General features: G+C 69.5%; 18 protein-coding genes. 7 read left to right on the forward strand and 11 right to left on the reverse strand.

The genetic code is table 11. The annotated features are described in order from the left end of the window. The 3 genes from A5704_RS15325 to A5704_RS15335 all read right to left on the reverse strand — a co-directional run. The coding region (locus A5704_RS15325; protein ID WP_197508495.1) for an alpha-(1->3)-arabinofuranosyltransferase at nt 1-3,688 on the reverse strand (3,688 nt) is incomplete at its 3' end. Nucleotides 3,689-3,731: 43 nt separating this feature from the next. Next, nucleotides 3,732-3,905 (reverse strand): DUF2613 domain-containing protein, encoded by a 174-nt coding sequence (locus A5704_RS15330; protein ID WP_065443914.1) that lies wholly within the window; start codon nt 3,903-3,905, stop codon nt 3,732-3,734. 76 nt (nt 3,906-3,981) lie between these two features. Then, complete coding sequence (locus A5704_RS15335; protein ID WP_067779142.1) at nt 3,982-4,182, reverse strand: DUF2613 domain-containing protein; 201 nt, start codon at nt 4,180-4,182, stop codon at nt 3,982-3,984. Nucleotides 4,183-4,313: 131 nt separating this feature from the next. On the opposite strand from A5704_RS15335, the gene A5704_RS15340 reads away from it, so the two are divergent. The 3 genes from A5704_RS15340 to A5704_RS15350 all read left to right on the forward strand — a co-directional run bounded on the left by A5704_RS15340 (nt 4,314) and on the right by A5704_RS15350 (nt 7,465). Continuing rightward, the gene (locus tag A5704_RS15340; RefSeq protein ID WP_067779145.1) at nt 4,314-5,465 is read left to right on the forward strand and encodes a glycoside hydrolase family 3 N-terminal domain-containing protein; all 1,152 of its coding nucleotides are present in this window, start codon (nt 4,314-4,316) and stop codon (nt 5,463-5,465) included. Between the two features lie 79 nt (nt 5,466-5,544). Further along, nucleotides 5,545-6,198, forward strand: coding sequence for a TetR/AcrR family transcriptional regulator (locus A5704_RS15345; RefSeq protein ID WP_067751506.1), 654 nt, complete (start codon nt 5,545-5,547; stop codon nt 6,196-6,198). A gap of 16 nt (nt 6,199-6,214) precedes the next feature. After that, a complete protein-coding gene (locus A5704_RS15350) occupies nt 6,215-7,465 on the forward strand; it encodes a chloride channel protein (protein ID WP_067889750.1) in 1,251 nt (416 codons plus the stop codon). An 11-nt stretch (nt 7,466-7,476) separates the two neighbouring features. Here A5704_RS15350 and A5704_RS15355 read toward each other — a convergent pair whose 3' ends face one another. Together A5704_RS15355 and A5704_RS15360 are read right to left on the reverse strand one after the other, a co-directional pair. Next, a complete protein-coding gene (locus A5704_RS15355; RefSeq protein WP_067747411.1) occupies nt 7,477-8,319 on the reverse strand; it encodes a MaoC/PaaZ C-terminal domain-containing protein in 843 nt (280 codons plus the stop codon). Between the two features lie 16 nt (nt 8,320-8,335). Beyond that, a complete protein-coding gene (locus tag A5704_RS15360) occupies nt 8,336-9,700 on the reverse strand; it encodes a 3-oxoacyl-ACP reductase (protein ID WP_067747413.1) in 1,365 nt (454 codons plus the stop codon). A 186-nt stretch (nt 9,701-9,886) separates the two neighbouring features. On the opposite strand from A5704_RS15360, the gene A5704_RS15365 reads away from it, so the two are divergent. Continuing rightward, nucleotides 9,887-11,188 carry an acetyl-CoA C-acetyltransferase gene (locus tag A5704_RS15365; RefSeq protein ID WP_197498897.1) on the forward strand — a complete coding sequence of 434 codons (1,302 nt, stop codon included), beginning with the start codon at nt 9,887-9,889 and terminating at the stop codon, nt 11,186-11,188. Nucleotides 11,189-11,484: 296 nt separating this feature from the next. On the opposite strand, the gene A5704_RS15370 is transcribed toward A5704_RS15365, so the two are convergent. After that, nucleotides 11,485-13,320 carry an acyl-CoA dehydrogenase gene (locus A5704_RS15370; protein ID WP_067749739.1) on the reverse strand — a complete coding sequence of 612 codons (1,836 nt, stop codon included), beginning with the start codon at nt 13,318-13,320 and terminating at the stop codon, nt 11,485-11,487. Between the two features lie 202 nt (nt 13,321-13,522). Between A5704_RS15370 and A5704_RS15375 the strand changes: the two genes are divergently transcribed. Then, the gene (locus A5704_RS15375) at nt 13,523-14,548 is read left to right on the forward strand and encodes an isopenicillin N synthase family oxygenase (protein WP_067749741.1); all 1,026 of its coding nucleotides are present in this window, start codon (nt 13,523-13,525) and stop codon (nt 14,546-14,548) included. A gap of 6 nt (nt 14,549-14,554) precedes the next feature. After that, a complete protein-coding gene (locus A5704_RS15380) occupies nt 14,555-15,043 on the forward strand; it encodes a flavin reductase family protein (RefSeq protein WP_067749742.1) in 489 nt (162 codons plus the stop codon). 231 nt (nt 15,044-15,274) lie between these two features. Here the strand turns inward: A5704_RS15380 and A5704_RS15385 are convergent, their stop codons facing one another. From A5704_RS15385 to A5704_RS15400, 4 genes are all read right to left on the reverse strand, one after another. Next, nucleotides 15,275-16,021 (reverse strand): succinate dehydrogenase/fumarate reductase iron-sulfur subunit, encoded by a 747-nt coding sequence (locus A5704_RS15385; RefSeq protein ID WP_067749744.1) that lies wholly within the window; start codon nt 16,019-16,021, stop codon nt 15,275-15,277. Further along, entirely contained in the window at nt 16,021-17,937 is a 1,917-nt protein-coding gene (locus tag A5704_RS15390) for a fumarate reductase/succinate dehydrogenase flavoprotein subunit (protein WP_067749746.1), read from the reverse strand. Before A5704_RS15390 ends, A5704_RS15385 begins: the two co-directional genes overlap by 1 nt. Nucleotides 17,938-17,983: 46 nt before the next feature. After that, nucleotides 17,984-18,811, reverse strand: coding sequence for a hypothetical protein (locus tag A5704_RS15395; RefSeq protein ID WP_067749748.1), 828 nt, complete (start codon nt 18,809-18,811; stop codon nt 17,984-17,986). Nucleotides 18,812-18,899: 88 nt separating this feature from the next. Continuing rightward, entirely contained in the window at nt 18,900-19,196 is a 297-nt protein-coding gene (locus A5704_RS15400; RefSeq protein WP_067749751.1) for a hypothetical protein, read from the reverse strand. A 113-nt stretch (nt 19,197-19,309) separates the two neighbouring features. On the opposite strand from A5704_RS15400, the gene A5704_RS15405 reads away from it, so the two are divergent. Next, the gene (locus tag A5704_RS15405) at nt 19,310-20,068 is read left to right on the forward strand and encodes an isocitrate lyase/phosphoenolpyruvate mutase family protein (RefSeq protein WP_067749753.1); all 759 of its coding nucleotides are present in this window, start codon (nt 19,310-19,312) and stop codon (nt 20,066-20,068) included. Between the two features lie 72 nt (nt 20,069-20,140). Here A5704_RS15405 and A5704_RS15410 read toward each other — a convergent pair whose 3' ends face one another. Beyond that, entirely contained in the window at nt 20,141-20,581 is a 441-nt protein-coding gene (locus tag A5704_RS15410; protein ID WP_067749755.1) for an Hsp20 family protein, read from the reverse strand. Nucleotides 20,582-20,641 lie beyond the last annotated feature (60 nt).

Here is a 20,641-nt window from a genome sequence, read left to right on the forward strand (position 1 = left end):
TGCTGGTGCGCGCGACCCAGCCGGGGTTGATGCTTTCGGGGACGACCAGCACCCGCGAGGTGGACGACGACGGCGCCTGCACCTCGCGCCGGTCCGGCCCCCACGCCCGCCACACCGGAACCGCGACGGCGGCGGGCGCGACCGGGGCGGCCGCCCGCGAGGTCAGCTCGGCGCCGTCGACGACGAACTGGGCGCCCGGGCTGATCAGCAGCTCCTGTTGGCCCGCAGGCAGCGCGACCGGGTCGGGGTCGCACGCGCGCGCGGCGATGGGCTCGCCGCCGAGCAGCGCGCCCACGGTGGTGCGGATCGATGTGTGCACGAACCGGCCCGCGACCGCGATCACCGGGCCGTGGTCGCAGTCGACCGTGATCTCGCGCCCGCGGTTGCGGGCGGCGTCGGCGGGCGCGATCGGGTTGCCGTCGGCGCCGAGCGCCGACAGCTCGGCCAGCCCCGGCGGCTTGAGCTGGTCGAAGCCCAGCGCGTTGCGGTCGATGACGTCTTCCCAATTCAGCAGGCTCACGGTGACGCTGTCGGTCACTCGCGGGTTCAGCGAAAGTGTCTGCGGTTCACCGGGTTTCAACGAACGCACCTGCGGGCCGTCGCCCAGGTCGACCGCCACCATCGTCGGGTGGGCGGGCAGCGCCGAGCGGCTGGGCACCAGCCGCAGGCCGGTGACCTCGGTGGGCCGGGGCAGGGTAAGCGTCAGCGTGGGCGGTGTCTTGTGCTGCACCACCCGCTGCGGCGCCGTCCACGCGGTGGACGGGTCGCCGTCGGTCGCCGCAAACGTCGAGCCGAGGACGTCGACCATGTCGGAGTCGCCCCTCGCCCGGGTGGTGCCCGGCTCGGCGATCAGGTCGGCCAGTTTGGGGCCCTGGCGCGGCCTTACCCACACCAGCGGCGTCACCGACATCGGTGCCGGAACGGTCAGCGTCCGGCTCAGATTGACCGGCTCCTCGGGCGCCAGGGCCATCGACGGCGCGCAGCGCACGCCATCGGGCGCCGTCGCGCACCCCGGCCTGCCGAGCAGCTCCGAACCCAGGTCCCAGCCGGTGATCGACGAGCCGGTCGGGGGCCCGGGGACCCGCACGGTGTGCCGCAGCTCGACCGGGTGGGCGAATCCGGACGCGTCGTATTGGGTGATCGAGAGGTCGGTGATGCCGAATTGCACACCCGGCGAGCCGTCGTCGGTGCCCGCGGCGGTAATCCGCACCCAGGGCGTCTCGCCGTAGGGCAGTGCGGAGGCGAGCGGCTTGCCGGGCTCGTCGAACCGCAGGGTGGTGCTACCGGTCGCCGTCTCGATCAGGATGCGGCGCACCTGGGCGCCGACGGCGGTGGCGCTCGGCGTCAGGGTGAGCGCCGCGTTGGTCACCGGATGGTCGAAATCGACCTGCAGCCACTGGCCGACGGCCGCCTGCAGCGAGTTGGACACCCACGCGGTCGCGGGGTCGCCGTCGATGGCGGCGACGGGCGCGGTCGCCGGCGCGACGTCGGGCATGGCCGTGGAGTCCGACGACGAGCTCGACACCGTGATCCGGCCCCCGGTCCACGCGCCGACGACCGGGTCCGCGCCCGGGACGGGATAGTCGGGCACCCGGTTGTAGGTATGCCGCGCGTCGCCCGGCGCACGGACGGCCGACGAATGCTGGTCCACCCGCCCGTAGTCGGTCTCGCGGGAGACCGGGGTATCGGTGACGGTCACGGTCGGCGCCGGAATGTCGGCCGCGCGAGCGTCGGCGGACATCAGCACCGGACCCAACGGCGGCTGATTCTGCAGCCGGCGCCGCTCGTCGAGGCGCAGCAGCACCTCCGGCCCGCCGTCGACCCGGGGCAGCCGGTCGACGTCGGCGAAGTACGGCGCTCCGGAACCGCCGGCGACCCGGTAGACCTCGACGGCCGGATATCTGGGCCGCAGGCCGCTGTCGGCGACGAAGCCCGCGAGGGTGCCGGGGCCCACCGGCTCGCCGAACTGAGCCACCTTCTGCAGGCCCGCGGACCCGTCGACGACGCGGTGCACCAGGATGGGCCGCGCCGAGCGCGACGTGTCCGGATCCAGGTCGTTGCGCAACACCAGATACGAAATACCTTGGCGGGCAAGCGTATCCGCCAGCCCCGCCGATGGGCGCCCGGCGGCGAAGAGGCGCTGCACCGAATCCAGCGCCCGGATGGTTTGCGGCGGCGTCAGCGGGATGGAGTCGCGCACGCCCCACGGGCTGCCGCCGAGCACCTGCAGCGGCTCGTCGTGGCTGGTGCCCCACACCTGGGTGGCGAACGGCGCCCCCGGGACCACCAGCACCCGGCCGGGCACCGGGGTGCCCGTGTTGTGCCGGTCGAGCCAGTCGGCGGTTTCCTGCCAGTAGCGGGGTATCGCGCTGAAGGTGCCGGGCGGGGTCAGCCGGCCCGTCCACGCCAGGGAGGTGCTCACCAGCAGCGCCGTCAGCACGACGATCGCGACGGCCACCCGGCTGTCGCGCTCTGGATGGGCGAACGCGCGCAGCCATCGGGAGGCGGGCCCCCACCCGGGCAGCGGGACCCGGCCCAACACCTGGGCGACGCCCAGCACGATCGGGATCCGGACCACCGACCCCAGCTTGTGCACGTTGCGCAGCGGCGCGCCGCCGGCATCCAGGAACGTCTGCACCGCGTGCGCCACCGGCGAGCCGAGCCCGCCGCTGTAGCCGGCGGCCATCAGCACCACCCCGGCCACCAGCATGGTCACCAACCGCCCGCGGGGCGGCATCGCCGGACTCGCCAGCCCCGCAAGCCCGGCCGCCGCGACCAGGCAGGTGGCCAGGACGGCCGCCGACCCGGTCACCAGCGGCGCACCGGCGGTCGCGGTCGGCGCCACGTACGGGGTCCAGCTGTCGGTGCCGCGCAGGATCTCCGTGAGCGACGACCACTGCGTCGTCACACCGGAGGATTCGATGAAGTCCAGGAAGGGTGGGCTGATGGCTCGCAGCATCACCAGCGCCACCAGCCACCACAGCATCGCCAGGAAGAGCGCCAGCAACCACCACCCGGTGTAGCGCCACCACAGCCGGTTGGGCCGGTGGCACGCCCACCAGATCACCGCGGGCAGGCAGCCGGCCAGCGTGGCGATCGCGTTGACCGCGCCCATCAACGCCACGGCCAGACCGGCCTGCGCGGCGAGCGCTCGCACCGACCGGTCGCCCGACGCGCGCAACGCCAGGATCGTCGGCAGCAGCACCCACGGCGCCAGCATCATCGGCAGGGTTTCCGACGAGATGGACCCCAGGGTGGTCAGCACCCGCGGCGACAGCGCGAACGCGGCGGCGCCGATCACCCGCGACGCGGGGCTGCCGATGCCGAGCGCCTCGGCGACCCGCAACAGCCCCCAGAAGCCGACGGTGAGCAGCAGCGCCCACCACAGCCGCTGGGTGACCCACCCGGGCACCGAGAGCAGATGGCCGATCGCGAAGAAGGTGCCGTGCGGGAAGAGATACCCGTAGGCCTGGTTCTGCGCCTGCCCGAACGGCAGCTCGCTGTTCCACAGGTTGGTGGCGCGGGCGAGGAAGCGCAGGGGGTTGGCGGTGAGGTCGAGTTTGGTGTCGGGGGAGACCCGGCCCGGGGATTGGGCGAAGGTCAACAGCAGGGCGATCGCCCCGACCAGCCATAGCCACCGGCGCGACACGGGCGCGGCCGACGAGGAGGTGACTACCGCCGCCCGCACCGCTGAACTCGGCGACGGTGACCCGCCGCGCCCGGCTGCGCCGCTAGCTACGGTTGCCGTACTCGACCCGGTTGAGCACTGACGACTGCGGATCGCCCCCGGGGAGTGGCGGTTTCGTGTCCTGCTGCACCATCAACGTGATCCCGAAGATCGCTGCCGCGCCGAGCAACAGACCCACCACCACGCTCGCGGCGGCGGGCGCAATGATCCGGTTCATCGACGGCTCCTCACAGCATCTTCGAAAACGTGGCGGCGGCTTAGCGCCAACCTAGCAGAACCCCGGTCGGCGCTCGTCAGGGCAGACAGTGCCCGTGAAAGCACCGGTCGCCGTATTGCACCAGGTGGGGCTCGAGCGGGATCAGCGCGGCCGGACGGACCGGCACCGCCGTCAGGCCGTGGTCGGCGACGGCGAGCGTGACGCCCAGGGTGGTCGCGACGCCGACCGTCAGACCCACCGCGATGCTGGCCGCAGCCGCCAGGGTGAAACCGGTCATCGCTGGCTCCTTGATCTCGCCCCCCGCTAGCCCAGCTAGCACCTGCCCACGAATGCCCGCGCGGCCGAACAAGAAAACCTCGCCACTCCCCAGACCCGGAGGCCTGGACCCCGCCGTGCAAACATGGCCCGATGTCATTCTCGCGCACCATGACCGTCGCGGGGGCCGTGCTCGCGTCCGTGTCGGCTTTGGTGGCGGGCTGCGCCCACCACGCCGCCCGGCCACCCGGCCCGTCGACCTCGGTCAGCAAGCCGGCGGCCGCGCCCGCGCCGCCGGCCTGCGGTGACGTCACCGCGCTCCCGGTCCGCGACAAGCTGGCGCAGCTGCTGATGGTGGGCGTGAAGAACGCCGACGACGCCCGCTCGGTGGTCGACGGCTATCACGTGGGGGGCATCTTCATCGGAAGCTGGACGGACCTGTCGATCTTCAAGGGCCCGCTGGCCGACATCTCGGCGAAGGCCGGACCGCTCCCGTTGGCGGTGAGCGTCGACGAGGAGGGCGGCCGCGTCTCGCGGCTGCGGGCGCTGATCGGCTCGGCGCCGTCGCCCCGCCAACTGGCACAGACCATGACCCCCGACCAAGTCCACGCCCTGGCGGCCGACCGCGGCAAGAAGATGCGCGACCTGGGCATCACCATCGACTTCGCCCCCGTGGTCGATGTCACCGACGCCACCGACGGCGTCATCGGGGACCGCTCGTTCGGCGGCGATCCCAACACGGTCACGGCCTACGCCGGGGCGTATGCGCAGGGCCTGCGCGACGCGGGGCTTTTGCCGGTGCTCAAACACTTCCCGGGGCACGGGCACGGCTCGGGGGATTCGCACACCGGCGGTGTGGTGACCCCGCCGTTGAGCGAGCTGCAGGGCGTCGACCTGGTGCCCTACCGGACGCTGGTGACCGCGGCCCCGGTCGCGGTGATGCTGGGTCACCTGCAGGTGCCCGGGCTGACCGGTGACGACCCGGCGAGCCTGAGCGCCGCGGCGGTGCGACTGCTGCGCGACGGCGTCGGCTATGGCGCCCCGCCGTTCAACGGCCCGGTGTTCACCGACGACCTGTCCAGCATGGGCGCCATCTCCGACCGGTACGGCGTCGCCGAGGCGGTGCTGCGCACCCTGCAGGCCGGCACCGACGTCGCGCTGTGGGTCACCACGGACGAGGTGCCCGCGGTCCTTGACCGGCTGCAGAAGGCCGTGGCCGCCGGCGAACTGCCCGGGCAGCGGGTCGACGACGCGCTGGGGCGGGTGGCGACGATGAAGGGCCGCAGCCCAGCGTGCGGCCACTAGCGGGTCGGCCACTAACGCGTGTGCGGTCACCGCGCGTTGCTTACTCTGGAGTCAGATAGACGAGCTAGAGAGGCGAGCGATGGCGGGTGGCACCAAGCGGTTACCGCGGGCCGTCCGCGAGCAACAAATGCTCGACGCCGCCGTCCAGATGTTTTCGGTCAACGGCTACCACGAGACCTCCATGGACGCGATCGCCGCCGCGGCGCAGATCTCCAAGCCGATGCTGTATCTGTACTACGGCTCCAAGGAGGACCTTTTCGGCGCCTGCCTGAACCGGGAAATGGGCCGCTTCATCGACGCGGTCCGCGCCGACATCGACTTCAGCCAAAGCCCGAAAGACCTGCTGCGCAACACGATCGTGGCGTTCATGCGCTACATCGACGCCAACCGGGCGTCGTGGATCGTGATGTACACCCAGGCCACCAGCTCGCAGGCGTTCGCGCACATGGTGCGCGAGGGGCGTGAACAGATCATCGAGCTCGTCGCCGGGCTGGTGCGGGCCGGCAGCCGCACCCCGCGGACCGAACGCGAACACGAGATGATGGCCGTCGCGCTGGTGGGCGCCGGCGAGGCGACGGCCAACCAGCTGTCCACCGGGGACATCGACGCCGACGAGGCGGCCGAGATGATGATCAACCTGTTCTGGCACGGCCTCCGGGGCGCACCGGGGGAGCGGGAGGCCGCGGCCGCCGCTCTGCCCAAGAAGGGCGGGAGCGGCGCCGCCAAGCGCTAACCCCTAGATTCGTGATGTGGCTCGACCGCCCGCCCGCCGCAACGTCGACTTCTTCTGCGCCGTAATCATCGTCGGACTGCTGGCCGGCGTGGCCGGGCTGGCGACGACGTTCGTGCTGCGCTTCGTCCAGCACGTCACGTACAACTACTCCTTCGGGGCGCTGCTCGCCGGGGTCGCGGCCAGCAGCCCGGTGCGCCGGGCCGTGGGACCGATGATCGGCGGCGCGCTGGCGGCGATCGGCTGGTGGCTCCTGCGGAGCCGGACCGACGTTCCGCCCATGGCCGAGACCATCTCGAGCCGAGAGCGGATACCGCGGCTGGCGTGGAGCCTGGACGCCATGCTGCAGGTGCTGCTCGTCGGGTCGGGCGCGTCGCTGGGCCGGGAAGGGGCCCCGCGCCAATTCGCCGCGGCCCTCGGTGATTTCGGGACCGCCTGGCTCAGGCGGCTGTCGCCGCGCGACCGCGAGGTGCTGCTGGCCTGCGCGGCCGGCGCCGGGCTGGGCGCGGTCTACGCCGTTCCGCTGGCGGGTGCGCTGTTCTCGGTGCGGATCCTGCTCAACACCTGGCAGCCGCGGGCGGTGGGCGCGGCGTTCATCTCCTCCAGCCTGGCGGTCGCCGTCGGTTCGGCCATCACCCGCGACGAACCGAACCTGCAGTGGCCGATCGGAGAGTCCACCTACCTGCTGACCGCGCACGGGCTGCTGCTGGCGCCGGTCGCGCTCGCGGTGGGGCTGGCGTTCAACCGGTTGATGGCGGCGGCCCGGCCGGCCAAGCCGATGCGAAACTGGGTGCTGGTCCCCGCGCTCGCGGCCGCCGGGCTGGTGATGGGCATCTGCTCGCACTGGTGGCCCGAACTGCCCGGCAACGGCCGAAGCATCCTGACGGTCAGCCTGGCCAGCGGCATGACGCTGTTGTCGGCGCTCGCGATCCTCGCGTTGAAACCCCTGCTGACCGCGCTGTTCCTGCGCGCCGGCGGGGCCGGCGGGATGCTGACGCCGTCACTGGCCACCGGCGCGGCCGCGGGGGCTGCGCTGGTGCTCGCGATCAACTGGGCGGTCGGGACGCACTTGCACGTGCCGGCGGTATCGCTGGCCGGCGCCGCCGGTGTGCTCGCGGTGACGCAGGGCTCACCGATCTGGGCGGCGATCTTCGTCTGGGAGCTCGCCCGGCCGCCGCTGTGGCTGTTTCTTCTGTTCCTGCTGACCGCGACCGGGGCGCACGGGCTGAAAGTCCTTGCCAACGGCCGCGGCCCGACGCATTCGGGCTAGAACCGCTGGAACTAGAGCGCCCGGACCGTCCCGGTCAGGTGCGGATAGCCCTTGGCGATGTTGCGCAGCGAGATGTCCCAGCCGTCATGGGTTTCGTCGATGTAGAGCCCCGCGGTGGCCGGCAGTACCAGCGGCTTGCCGAACCGCACGGAATACTTCACCGCGTCCGGCAGCCGCGCTTCGACGTTAGCCAATACTGCTGCGGCGCTGAACATTCCGTGCGCAATGACGGTGGGGAAGCCGAACAGCTTGGCCGCGATCGGGTTGGTGTGGATCGGGTTGTGGTCGCCACTGACCGCGGCATAGCGCCGGATCAGGCTGGGGCTGACGCGCACGACGGTGCTGGGCGGCGGCAGCTTGGGCTGTTTCTGCGGCGCCGGCTTGGGCTCGTCGGACAGGCTGGTGCGCTGCTGGTGCAGGAAGGTCGTCACCTGATGCCACGCGGTGTCGTTGCCGACGTTCACGTCGGTCACCAGGTCGACCAGCAGGCCCTTGCGGTGCTCGCGCAGGTTCTCCGCGTGCACCTGCACACCGACGGTGTCGGTGACCGCGATCGGCCGGTACTGCGTGATGTGGTTCTCCATGTGCACCGAACCCATTGCGGCGAAAGGAAAGTCGAACCCGGTCACCAGCGACATCATCGTGGGGAACGTCAACGCGAACGGATAGGTCAGCGGCACGTCGTTGCCGTAGCGCAGGCCGGTGACCGCCGCGTACTCGGCCACGTTCGCCTGGTCGATGGGCAATTCCTCGATGGTCACCGTGCGCGTGGGCAGCTGATTGCCACGGGACACCAGCGGCAGCGCACCGGCCGCCGCGCGCAGCATGTTCTTCAGGCCGCTTGGCTGATTCATCGCGATCTCCTCAGGCCTATGCGCCCAGCATGGCCTGGCCGCAGACGCGGATGACGTTGCCCGTCACCGCATTCGAGGCCGGACTGGCGAAGTAGGCGATGGCCTCGGCGACGTCGACGGGCTGGCCACCCTGCAGCAGCGAATTCATCCGCCGGCCTACCTCGCGGGTGGCCAGCGGGATGGCGGCCGTCATCTGGGTCTCGATGAAACCCGGCGCGACGGCGTTGATCGTGATGCCCTTGGCGTACAGCTCCGGCGCCAGCGCCTGGGTGAGACCGATCATCCCGGCCTTGGTGGTGGCGTAGTTGGTCTGCCCGCGGTTGCCGGCGATGCCGGCCATCGAGGACAGCCCGACGATCCGGCCCCCTTCGCCGATGGTGCCGTTGCCCACCAGTCCTTCGGTAATCCGAAGCGGCGCAAGGAGATTGACGGCCAGCACCGCGTCCCAGCGGGCGTCGTCCATGTTGGCAAGCAACTTGTCGCGGGTGATGCCCGCGTTGTTGACCAGCACGTCGGCGTGCCCGTCGTGGTGCTCTTGCAGGTGCTCGGTGATCTTGTCCACGGCGTCGTCCGCGGTGACGTCGAGCCACAGCGCGGTGCCCCCGACCCGGCTGGCCGTCTCGGCCAGCGCCTCGGCGGCCGATTCGACGTCGATGGCGACGACGCGGGCGCCGTCGCGGGCGAACACCTCCGCGATCGTCGCGCCGATCCCGCGGGCCGCGCCGGTCACGATGGCCACCTTGCCGTCCAGCGGCCGCTCCCAGTCGGCCGGCGGGGTGGAGTCGGCCTCGCCGACGTAGAACACCTGGCCGTCGACGTAGGCCGACTTGGCCGACAGGATGAACCGCATGGTCGATTCCAGGCCCGTCGCAGCCGGTTTGGCGTCGGGCGACACATACACCAGCGCCACCGTGGTGCCGTTGCGCAGCTCCTTGCCCAGCGAGCGCGTGAACCCCTCCAACGCGCGCTGCGCGATCCGCTCGTGCGGGCTGGCGGCGGCGTCGGGCGTGGTGCCGACCACCGCGACCCGCGCGGAGTGGCCCAGGTTGCGCAGCAGCGGCGTGAAGAACTCGTACAGCCCCCGAAGGCCCTCCGGCGTGGTGATCCCGGTGGCGTCGAACACCAGGCCGCCGAACTGGTCGGCCCAGCGTCCGCCGAGATTGTTGCCGACCAGGTCGTAGTCCTTGTCCAGGGCGGCGCGCAGCGGCTCGACGATCCGCCCCTCACCGCCGATCAGCAGCGCGCCGGCCAGGGGCGGATCACCGGGCCGGTAGCGGCGCAGCGTCTCGGGCTGCGGAACCCCGAGCTGCTTGGCGAGAAACGATCCAGGACCGGAATTGACAACCTGAGAGAACAGATCGGACGAGACCTTGGGAGCCACCGGAGCTACCTTCCATGAGCGTGCGAAGTCGGGGTGTGCCTACAGCACAACCGTATCGGGGACGAACTTACTTCAGAGTAAGAACAGTGGGTAGTATGGCCCCAGACGGGCATACCAAAACCGACAGACGGCAGATACACGGAGAAGACAGTGGCCCCTGCAAGTTCCGAGGCAAGCAACCAGCGCATTTCGCAGCGGCGACCCGTCGCCGTGCTGGGCGGCAACCGCATCCCGTTCGCCCGGTCCGACGGCGCGTATGCCGAGGCGTCCAACCAGGACATGTTCACCGCCGCCCTGGGCGGGCTGGTGGACCGCTTCGGCCTGGCCGGCGAGCGGCTGGGCGTGGTGGTCGGCGGCGCCGTGCTCAAGCACAGCCGTGACTTCAACCTCACCCGCGAGTGCGTGCTGGGCTCCGAGCTGTCGTCGTACACGCCGGCGTTCGACCTGCAGCAGGCGTGCGGGACCGGGCTGCAGGCGGCCATCGCCGCGGCCGACGGCATCGCGTCCGGCCGTTACGACGTCGCCGCCGCCGGCGGGGTGGACACCACCTCGGACCCGCCGATCGCCCTGGGTGACAACCTGCGCCGCACGCTGCTCAAGTTGCGCCGGTCCAAGTCCAACGTCCAGCGGCTGAGGCTGGTGGGCACGCTGCCCGCCAACCTGGGCATCCAGATCCCTGTCAACAGCGAGCCGCGCACCGGGCTGTCCATGGGCGAGCACCAGGCGATCACCGCCAAGCAGATGGGCATCAAGCGCGTCGACCAGGACGAGCTGGCCGCGGCCAGCCACCGCAACATGGCCGCCGCCTACGATCGCGGCTTTTTCGACGACCTCGTCACCCCGTTCCTCGGGCTGTACCGCGACGACAACCTGCGTCCGGACTCGTCGGCGGAGAAGCTGGCGAAGCTCAAGCCGGTGTTCGGCGTGAAGTCAGGCGACGCGACGATGACGGCCGGCAACTCCACCCCGCTGACCGACGGTGCCTCGGTCGCGCTGCTGGCCTCCGAGGAGTGGGCGGCCGCCCACTCGCTGACGCCGCTCGCCTTCCTGGTGGACGCGGAAACGGCGGCCGTGGACTACGTCAACGGCCGCGACGGCCTGCTGATGGCGCCCACCTACGCGGTGCCGCGGCTGCTGGCCCGCAACGGCCTGAGCCTGCAGGACTTCGACTTCTACGAGATCCACGAGGCGTTCGCCTCGGTGGTGCTGGCGCACCTGCAGGCGTGGGAGTCGGAGGACTACTGCAAGGAGCGGCTGGGCCTCGACGCCGCGCTCGGCTCGATCGACCGGTCCAAGCTCAACGTGAACGGCTCGTCGTTGGCGGCCGGGCACCCCTTCGCCGCCACCGGCGGGCGGATCCTGGCCCAGGCGGCCAAGCAGCTCGCCCAGAAGAAGGCGGAGCAGAAGGGTGCGGCCAAGCCGCTGCGTGCGCTGGTGTCCATCTGCGCCGCCGGCGGCCAGGGCGTGGCCGCGATCCTCGAGGCCTGAGCGCCCCGCCGGGTGGGCGGTTCCATGAAATCGGTCACAGCGGGTTAGTAACTCCGGCGGCTGGGTAACCGTATGCGCGGATGACCCCGTGTTGTGGTCTGACCCCCCGACCCCGACGGCAATACGGGGCATCCCTGAAACGGCCGCCGGTCGGCGTGGACGGGCGTACGAGAAGGGCCGCCGCTGGAGTGAGGGGATCCAGCGGCGGCCTTTTTGTATGCCCGTCTGTGCCCGATTGACCGCGCCCAATCAAAAGCCCCGCTCCCATTTCGGAAGCGGGGCTTTTGATCTGCCTGTCAGAAGGCGGCTTCGTCGAGCTCCATGATGTCGTTGTCCAGCGTCTCGATCACCTCGCGGGTGCTGGCCAGCAGCGGCAGGAAGTTCTTCGCGAAGAACGAGGCCACCGCGACCTTGCCCTCGTAGAAGGACCGCTCGTCGCCGCTGGCGCCGGCGTCCAGCGCCTGCACGGCCACCGCGGCCTGCTGCTGCAGCAACCAGCCGATGACGAGGTCGCCGACACTCATCAGGAAGCGCACCGATCCCAGGCCCACCTTGTAGAGGCTGGTCACGTCCTCCTGCGCCGCCATCAGGTAGCCGGTCAGCGTGGCCGCCATCGCCTGGACGTCGGCCAGGGCCTTCGCCAGCAGCTCGCGCTCGGACTTCAGCCGGCCGTTGCCGGACTCGCTGTCCACGAACTTCTGGATCTCACCCGACACGTGGGCCAGCGCCACACCCTTGTCGCGGACGATCTTGCGGAAGAAGAAGTCCTGCGCCTGGATGGCCGTGGTGCCCTCGTAGAGGGAGTCGATCTTGGCGTCCCTGATGTACTGCTCGATCGGGTAGTCCTGCAGGAAGCCGGATCCACCGAAGGTCTGCAGGCTCTCGGTCAGCTTGGCGTAGGCCTGCTCGGAACCGACACCCTTGACCACCGGCAGCATCAGGTCGTTGACCTTCACGGCCAGCTCGGCGTCGACGCCGTGCACCGCCTCGGCGACCGCCGCGTCCTGGTAGGTCGCGGTGTAGAGGTACAGCGCACGCAGACCCTCGGCGTAGGCCTTCTGGGTCATCAGCGACCGGCGTACGTCGGGGTGGTGCGTGATGGTCACCCGCGGGGCGGTCTTGTCCGTCATCTGGGTCATGTCGGCGCCCTGCACGCGCGACTTGGCGTACTCGAGCGCGTTCAGGTAGCCCGTCGACAGGGTGGCGATGGCCTTGGTGCCGACCATCATCCGGGCCTGCTCGATGACCTCGAACATCTGCGCGATGCCGTTGTGCACCTCGCCGACCAGCCAGCCCTTGGCGGGCACGTCGTGCTGGCCGAAGGACAGCTCACAGGTGGCCGAAACCTTCAGGCCCATCTTGTGCTCGACGTTGGTCACGAAGACGCCGTTGCGCTCGCCCAGCTCGCCGGTCTCGAAATCGAACAGGAACTTGGGCACGAAGAACAGCGACAGGCCCTTGGTGCCCGGACCCGCGCCCTCGGGACGCGCCAGCACCAGGTGGAAGATGTTCTCGAACAGGTCGCCGGAGTCGGCCGAGGTGATGAACCGCTTCACGCCCTCGATGTGCCACGAGCCGTCGTCCTGCTTGATCGCCTTGGTGCGGCCCGCACCGACGTCGGAACCGGCGTCCGGCTCGGTCAGCACCATGGTGGAACCCCATCCGCGCTCGGCGCAGATCACGGCCCACTTCTTCTGCTCCTCGGTACCGAGGTGGTAGAGGATGTTGGCGAACCCGGCGCCGCCGCCGTACATCCAGACGGCGGGGTTGGCGCCGAGCAGATGCTCGTGCAGCGCCCACACCAGGGCCCGGGGCATCGGCATCCCGCCCAGAACCTCGTCGATGCCGACCTTGTCCCAACCGGCCTCGGTGACCGCGCGCACCGACTTCTTGAAGGACTCCGGCAGCGTCACCGAGTGGGTCTTCGGGTCGAAGACCGGCGGGTTGCGGTCACCCTCGACGAACGACTCGGCGATGGGCCCCTCGGCCAGCCGGCTGATCTCTGACAACATCTCGCGCGCGGTGTCGACGTCCAGATCGCTGTAGTCGCCGGCGCCCAAAGCCTTTTCAACGCCCAGGACCTCGAACAGGTTGAAGACCTGGTCACGGACGTTGCTCTTGTAGTGGCTCACTACGGTTCCTCCTCGTTGAGAATGCCACCTTGTGGTTGGGTACTACTTCTAAGTTACCCACCAGTAACACCGCTAAAATATCGCTCTCGGACAGTTCAACGCAAGTCAATGTGAGCTAAATTTCATCGTCTAATTAACCAACCGGTTGGGAAGCCCGCGCGGTAGGCCTGACCTGCGGCGATAACGAAACGGATCTCAAACTATGGGATGCATCACCTCCCTGCCCGTAGTGGATCTGCGCACGTCGGCGGCCGAATTGCGGCGGGGGTTGCGCGAGGCCGCGCACGAGGTGGGCTTCTTCTACCTGACCGGCCACGGTGTGCCCGGCGAGCTCTCCCGCAGGCTGCTGGAGGCGGCACGCAGGCTGTTCGAGCTCTCCGACGCCGAGAAGGACGCAGTCGCCATGGTCCGTAGCCCGCATTTCCGCGGCTATACCCAGCTGGGTGGCGAGCTGACCCGCGGCCGGGTGGACTGGCGGGAGCAGATCGACATCGGGCCGGAACGCGCCCCGGTCGGCGGCCCCGGCAGGCCCGACTACCTGTGGTTGCAGGGGCCCAACCAGTGGCCGGCGTCATTGCCCGAGCTGCCCGGCATCATCGCCGACTGGGACGCCGCGCTGTCCGGGGTGGCCCGCACCCTGCTCCGGCACTGGGCGGCCTCCCTGGGCAGTCCGCCGGGCGTGTTCGAGCCGGCCTTCGCCGAGACGCCCGCCACCCTGATCAAGATCGTGCGCTATCCGCGAAGCGGGGCCTCGCCGCAGGGCGTGGGCCCGCACAAGGACTCCGGAGTGCTGACGCTGTTGCTGGCCGAGCCGGGCAGCAGCGGTCTGCAGGTCCGCCGGCCCGGCGCCCGGGAGTGGATCGACGTGCCGCCCACCGACGGCGCATTCGTCGTCAACATCGGTGAGCTGCTCGAGGTGGCGACCGGGGGCTACCTGCGGGCCACCGAGCACCGGGTGACCCTGGACGGGCAGCGGGCGGATCGCATCTCGGTGCCGTACTTCTTCAACCCGCGCCTGGACGCGCAGATCCCCGTGTTGACGCTGCCCCCGGAACTGCGGGCGCGCGCCGGCCGCGTGGCCGACCCGGCGGATCCCATCTTCTCCGTCTACGGCCGCAACGCTTGGAAGAGCCGGTTGCGCGCGCACCCCGATGTGGCTTCAGCGCACGGGTATTCGGCAGGTAGGGTCGGGGACGAGAATCCCGTTCTCGGCTCAAGGGGCGAATGAATTCCGGTGAACTCGCACACGAACCTGACACCGTCCACACTTCGCGAGGCCTTCGGCCACTTCCCCTCGGGGGTGGTGGCCATCGCCGCCGAAGTCCAGGGCACCCGGGAGGGCCTGGCGGCCAGTACCTTTGTGCCCGTCTCACTGGACCCGCCGCTCGTGTCGTTCTGCGTGCAGAACACGTCGACGACGTGGCCCAAGCTCAAAGACCTGCCCATGCTGGGCATCAGCGTGCTCGGCGAGGCCCATGACGAGGCCGCGCGAACGCTGGCCGCCAAGACCGGCGACCGGTTCGCCGGCCTGGAGACGGAATCGCGGGAGAGCGGCGCGGTGTTCATCAAGGGCACCGGCCTGTGGCTGGAGAGCGCGATCGAACAGCTGATCCCGGCCGGGGATCACACCATCGTGGTGCTCCGGGTCAACGAAGTCACCATCGACGCCGACGTCGCGCCGATCGTGTTCCATCGCAGCGTGTTTCGGCGCCTCGGCGCCTGAACACCGCTACGGGCGGCGGCCGAGCTCCGCCCGGAAGCCCGCTATCCGCTGCTCGATCTCGGCGGCGTCGTCGTCCCGGCCTTCCTTGTGCGCAAGGTCGGCGCGGGCCGAGAGCTCCCGGATCGCCGTTCGAATTTCATTGACGCTGGTGGTTTATCGCATATCTCCCACGCTGCCTTCAGGTTGGGTTGCTATGCGGGTACCCGGCGCCTCGGACGGGCTAACGCCCGGTCAGCGCCGGAACAGCTTGTTGCCCAGCCACACCACCGGGTCGTATTTGCGGTCGGCGACCCGCTCTTTCATCGGGATCAGCGCGTTGTCGGTGATCTTGATGTTCTCGGGGCAGACCTCGGTGCAGCACTTGGTGATGTTGCAGTAGCCGAGGCCGTGTTGCTCCTGCGCCTGGTTGCGCCGGTCCATCGTGTCCAGCGGATGCATCTCGAGTTCGGCGATCCGCATCAGGAAGCGCGGTCCGGCGAACGCCTTCTTGTTCTCCTCGTGGTCGCGGACCACGTGGCACACGTTCTGGCACAGGAAGCACTCGATGCACTTACGGAATTCCTGCGAGCGCTGCACGTCCTCCTGGGCCATCCGGTACTCGCCGGGCTGCAGATCCTTCGGCGGCGCGAAGGCGGGGATCTCGCGGGCCTTCTCGTAGTTGAAGGAGACGTCGGTGACCAGGTCGCGGATCACCGGGAACGTCCGCAGCGGCGTCACCGTCACCACCTCGTCCTCGGCGAATGTCGACATCCGGGTCATGCACAGCAACCGCGGGACGCCGTTGATCTCCGCCGAGCAGGAACCGCACTTGCCCGCCTTGCAGTTCCACCGCACCGCGAGGTCGGGCGTCTGGGTCTGTTGCAGGCGATGGATGATGTCGAGCACCACCTCGCCCTCGTTGACCTCCACCGTGAAGTCCTGCAGCGCGCCGTCGGCATCGTCACCGCGCCACACACGCATGGTCGCGTTGTAGGTCATTAGCCTCTCCGTCCTGGATGCTCGGCCAGCTCATCGTCGGTGTAGTACTTCTCCAGCTCGGAGATCTCGAAGAGCTCCAGCAGATCGGATCGCATCGGCACCTGATCCTTGCGGGTGATGCTGATGTCCGGGATCACCTCGTCGCCGCCGGCGGCCTGGCAGACCAGCAGCACCTTGCGCCACGACGAATCCATCGACGGATGGTCGTCGCGGGTGTGGCCGCCGCGGCTTTCGGTGCGCTCCAGCGCCGCCTTGGCGACGCACTCGCTGACCAGCAGCATGTTGCGCAGGTCGATGGCCAGGTTCCAGCCCGGGTTGTACCGCCGTCCGCCGTCCACGTGCAGGTTCTTGAACCGCTCGCGCAGATTGTCGAGCCGGGCCAGCGCCTCGGACACCTCGTCCGCCTTGCGGATGATGCCGACCAGGTCGTTCATCGACTGCTGCAGCTCGAGCTGCAGCGTGTAGGGGTTCTCCGCCGGGGCGCCGTTGGGCGGTGCCTCGAAGGGGGACAGCGCCCGCTGCGCCGCGGTCTCGACGGCCTCGGCCGAGATCGTCGGACGGCTGCTCAGCGCCCGCACGTAGTCGGCCGCGCCCAGGCCGGCGCGCCGGCCGAAGACCAGCAGGTCCGAAAGCGAGTTGCCGCCCAGGCGGTTGGAGCCGTGCATGCCGCCGGAGCACTCGCCCGCGGCGAACAGGCCCGGCACGGTGGCCGCGCCGGTGTCGGCGTCGACCTCGACGCCGCCCATCACGTAGTGGCAGGTGGGCCCGACTTCCATCGGCTCCTTGGTGATGTCGACGCCGGCCAGCTCCTTGAACTGGTGGTACATCGACGGCAGGCGCCGCTTGATCTCCTCGGGCGTCAGCCGGGACGCGATGTCGAGGAACACGCCGCCGTGCGGGCTGCCGCGGCCGGCCTTGACCTCCGAGTTGATCGCGCGCGCGACCTCATCGCGGGGCAGCAGGTCGGGGGTGCGGCGGGCCGAGTCGTTGTCCTTGAGCCACTGGTCGGCCTCTTGTTCGGTCTCGGCGTACTGGCCCTTGAACACCGGTGGGATGTAGTCGAACATGAACCGCTTGTTGTCGGAGTTCTTCAGCACCCCGCCGTCACCGCGGACGCCCTCGGTGACGAGGATCCCCTTCACGCTGGGCGGCCACACCATGCCCGTCGGGTGGAACTGGACGAACTCCATGTTGATCAGCGACGCACCCGCCCGCAGCGCCAGCGCGTGCCCGTCGCCGGTGTACTCCCACGAGTTCGAGGTGACCTTGAACGACTTGCCGATGCCGCCGGTGGCGAGCACCACCGCGGGCGCCTCGAACAGGACGAACTGACCCGTCTCGCGCCAGTAGCCGAACGCGCCGGCGATCGCGTCACCGTCCTTGACCAGTTCGGTGATGGTGCACTCGGCGAACACCTTGATCCGCGCCTCGTAGTCGCCGAGCTCGGCGAAATCCTCCTGCTGCAGCGAGACGATCTTCTGCTGCATGGTCCGGATCAGCTCCAGGCCGGTGCGGTCACCGACGTGCGCCAGGCGCGGGTAGGTGTGCCCGCCGAAGTTGCGCTGGCTGATCTTGCCGTCCTTGAGGCGATCGAACAGCGCCCCATAGGTTTCCAGCTCCCAGACGCGGTCCGGCGCCTCCTTGGCGTGCAGCTCGGCCATCCGCCAGTTGTTGAGGAACTTCCCACCGCGCATCGTGTCGCCGAAGTGGGTCTTCCAGTTGTCCTTGGGGTTGGTGTTGCCCATCGACGCCGCGCACCCGCCCTCGGCCATCACCGTGTGGGCCTTGCCGAACAGCGACTTGCACACCACCGCGACCTTGAGGCCGCGTTCCCGCGCCTCGATGACCGCGCGCAGCCCCGCGCCGCCGGCGCCGATGACGACTACGTCGTAGCCATGCCGCTCGACCTCAACCATGAAAACCCTCGCTAGCTAAGTCCGGAATTGTTGTTCGAATGGCTTCTCAGCCAACAAATCTCAGGTCAGGGATGGTGTTGCTGGCCACCAGCGCGATGTAGAAGTCGGTGAGCATCAGGGTGCCCAGCGTGACCCAGGCGTACAGCTTGTGCCGGGTGTTGATCTTGCTGACCTGGGTCCAGATCCAGTACCGCACAGGGTGCTTGGAGAAGTGCTTGAGCCGCCCGCCGGTGACGTGCCGGCAGGAATGGCAGGACAGCGTGTAGACCCACAGCATGATGACGTTGCCCACCATGATCAGGTTGCCGAGGCCGAACCCGAAGCCGTGCGGGCCCGAGTCGGAGTGGAAACCGATGATCGCGTCGTAGGTGTTGATCACCGAGATGATGCCGGCGATGTAGAAGAAGTACCGGTGGCTGTTCTGGACGATCAGGGGGAACCTGGTCTCGCCGGTGTAGTGGACACGCGGCTCGGCCACCGCGCAGGCGCTGGGGGACTGCCACACCGTCCGGTAGTAGGCGCCGCGGTAGTAATAGCAGGTGAGCCGGAACAGCAGCAGGAACGGCAGGGTCAGCGCCGCGTACGGCAACCACCACACGTCGGGCAAGATCTGGGGCCAGAAGTCGCCGGCCTCGCCGCAGGCCTTGCTCACGCAGGGTGAGTAGAACGGCGTCAGGTAGTGGTACTTGGGGACGAAGAAGTAATCCTGCTGGAACGCGCGCGCGGTCGCGTAGATGAGGAAGGCGGCGAAGCCCAAGTCGATCCGCAGCGGCGACATCCACCACCGGTCGGTGCGTAGGGTGCGTTGCGGGATGCGGGCGCGCGCGGGTGAAAAGACACCTGACGCAGGACGGTTCGCCGTGGGTGCGCTCATCTAGTGTTCCTCTTCGAACGGGCTGTTGGTCGAAGGGTACACAGAGAGCACCCCCTCATTTCCGGGGGGCTTGGGTTGTCCGCGGTTGTCAGGACCTGCTGTGACCCCCGACACCCTCGTCGTCGACATCGCGCCAGAAGTCGCTGTCGTACTGGGTGTCGGGAATGACGATCTTCTCGCCGGACTGCTGCACGGTGGCGCGCGCCAAGTCCAATTCGGACACGTCGGTGTCGAGCAGTTCGACGTCGGAGAGGATCCGGTCGGCATCGATCACGATCCGCCGCATCGCCGGGCTGTCGCCGTATCGACTCTTCAACGAGCCCACGCACCTCCGCAGGCCGCCGATCAGGTCGTGAAGTTCGGCGAGTTCAGTCGTGGTGCTCAACGGATCTCCTCGGGCAGACGGTGTTACGGATCACAGTACGCTTCCGAATACTATCCACCGCACAGCCTTGATGTCAGACGGAACACTTCGGGCGATCGAGGAGCAAACACCTCATGAGCGGTCAAACCGTCGCCGAGCGGGCCACGGCGCTGCTCGCTCTGCATCGGCCCGGCGACCCGGTGATCCTGCCGACCGTGTGGGACGCGTGGTCGGCCCGCCTCGCAGTCGACGCGGGTTTCGCCGCCCTGACGGTGGGCAGCCACCCACTGGCGGACTCGATCGGCAAACCGGACGGGGAGGGCATGTCGTTCGACGACGTGCTGACGCGCGTCTCTCAGATCACCGACGCGGTCGACGCCCCGGTGTCGGTCGACGTCGAATCCGGCTACGGGCTCGCCGCCGAGCGCCTGATCGACGGCCTGCTGGGCGTCGGCGCGGTCGGCCTCAACATCGAGGACACCGTGCACTCCGAGGGCAAGCGGCTGCGGTCCGCCGGCGAGCACGCCGAACTGGTGGGGGCGTTGCGGTCGGCCGCCGACGCGGCCGGGGTGCACGTCGTGATCAACGCCCGCACGGACCTGTTCCTGCGCCAGGACGGTGACGCGTCGGACCGGGTCGACAGGGCCGTCGCGCGGCTGACCCAGGCGGCGGACGCGGGCGCCGACGTGTTGTACCCGGTCGGTCGCCACGACCCGGATACCTTGCGCCGCTTGGCCGCAGAGCTGCCGCTGCCGGTCAACGCGATCGCGCTGCCCGACCAGGACGACCCGTCGACGTTCGGGCCGCTGGGCGTGGCGCGAATCAGCTTCGGCCCGTTCTTCCAGGCCGCGCTGGGCGGCCGGGCGAAGGAACTGCTGGCCCGCTGGGGCTGATCCGCGCCGAACACGCTGTGGCGCAAGCGAATCCGGCGGGGCCACTGACCCCGCCGGCTCGTTGCCTACTTTTTACTTGGTGATCTCGATGCGCTGCGCCTGGCTGCCGGCGTAGGCGCCGGTGACCCGCACGGTGAGGACCCCGGCGTCGTAGGAAGCCGTGATCGCGTCTCCCGTGACGTGGGCGGGCAGGGCGAAGGACCGGCGGAAGGAGCCGTACCGGACCTCGCGCAGGGTGCGCCCGTCCTTCTCCTCAGAGTGCTCATCCCGGCGTTCGCCGTGGATGACGAGGCGGCCGCGGTCCACCTCCACGTTGACGTCCTTCTCGACGTCAACGCCGGGGAGTTCGACCCGTACGATCGCGTCCTCGCCGTCCTTGACGATCTCCGCGGCGGGGTTGAAACCGCTGGTCACCGGCTTGTACCAATCCGATGCGGCGGCGGGGCCGAAAAAGTCGCGCAACCACCGGTCGGTGTTCCAGGCTGGCCGCGACCACAATGCGACGTTACTCATGGCGATCTCCTTGTGCTTCCTTGAGCTTTGTTGTGGGTTTGCTGTGTCCGGCGCCCTTCT

Source organism: Mycobacterium sp. E735 (assembly GCF_001666955.1).
GTDB lineage: Bacteria > Actinomycetota > Actinomycetes > Mycobacteriales > Mycobacteriaceae > Mycobacterium.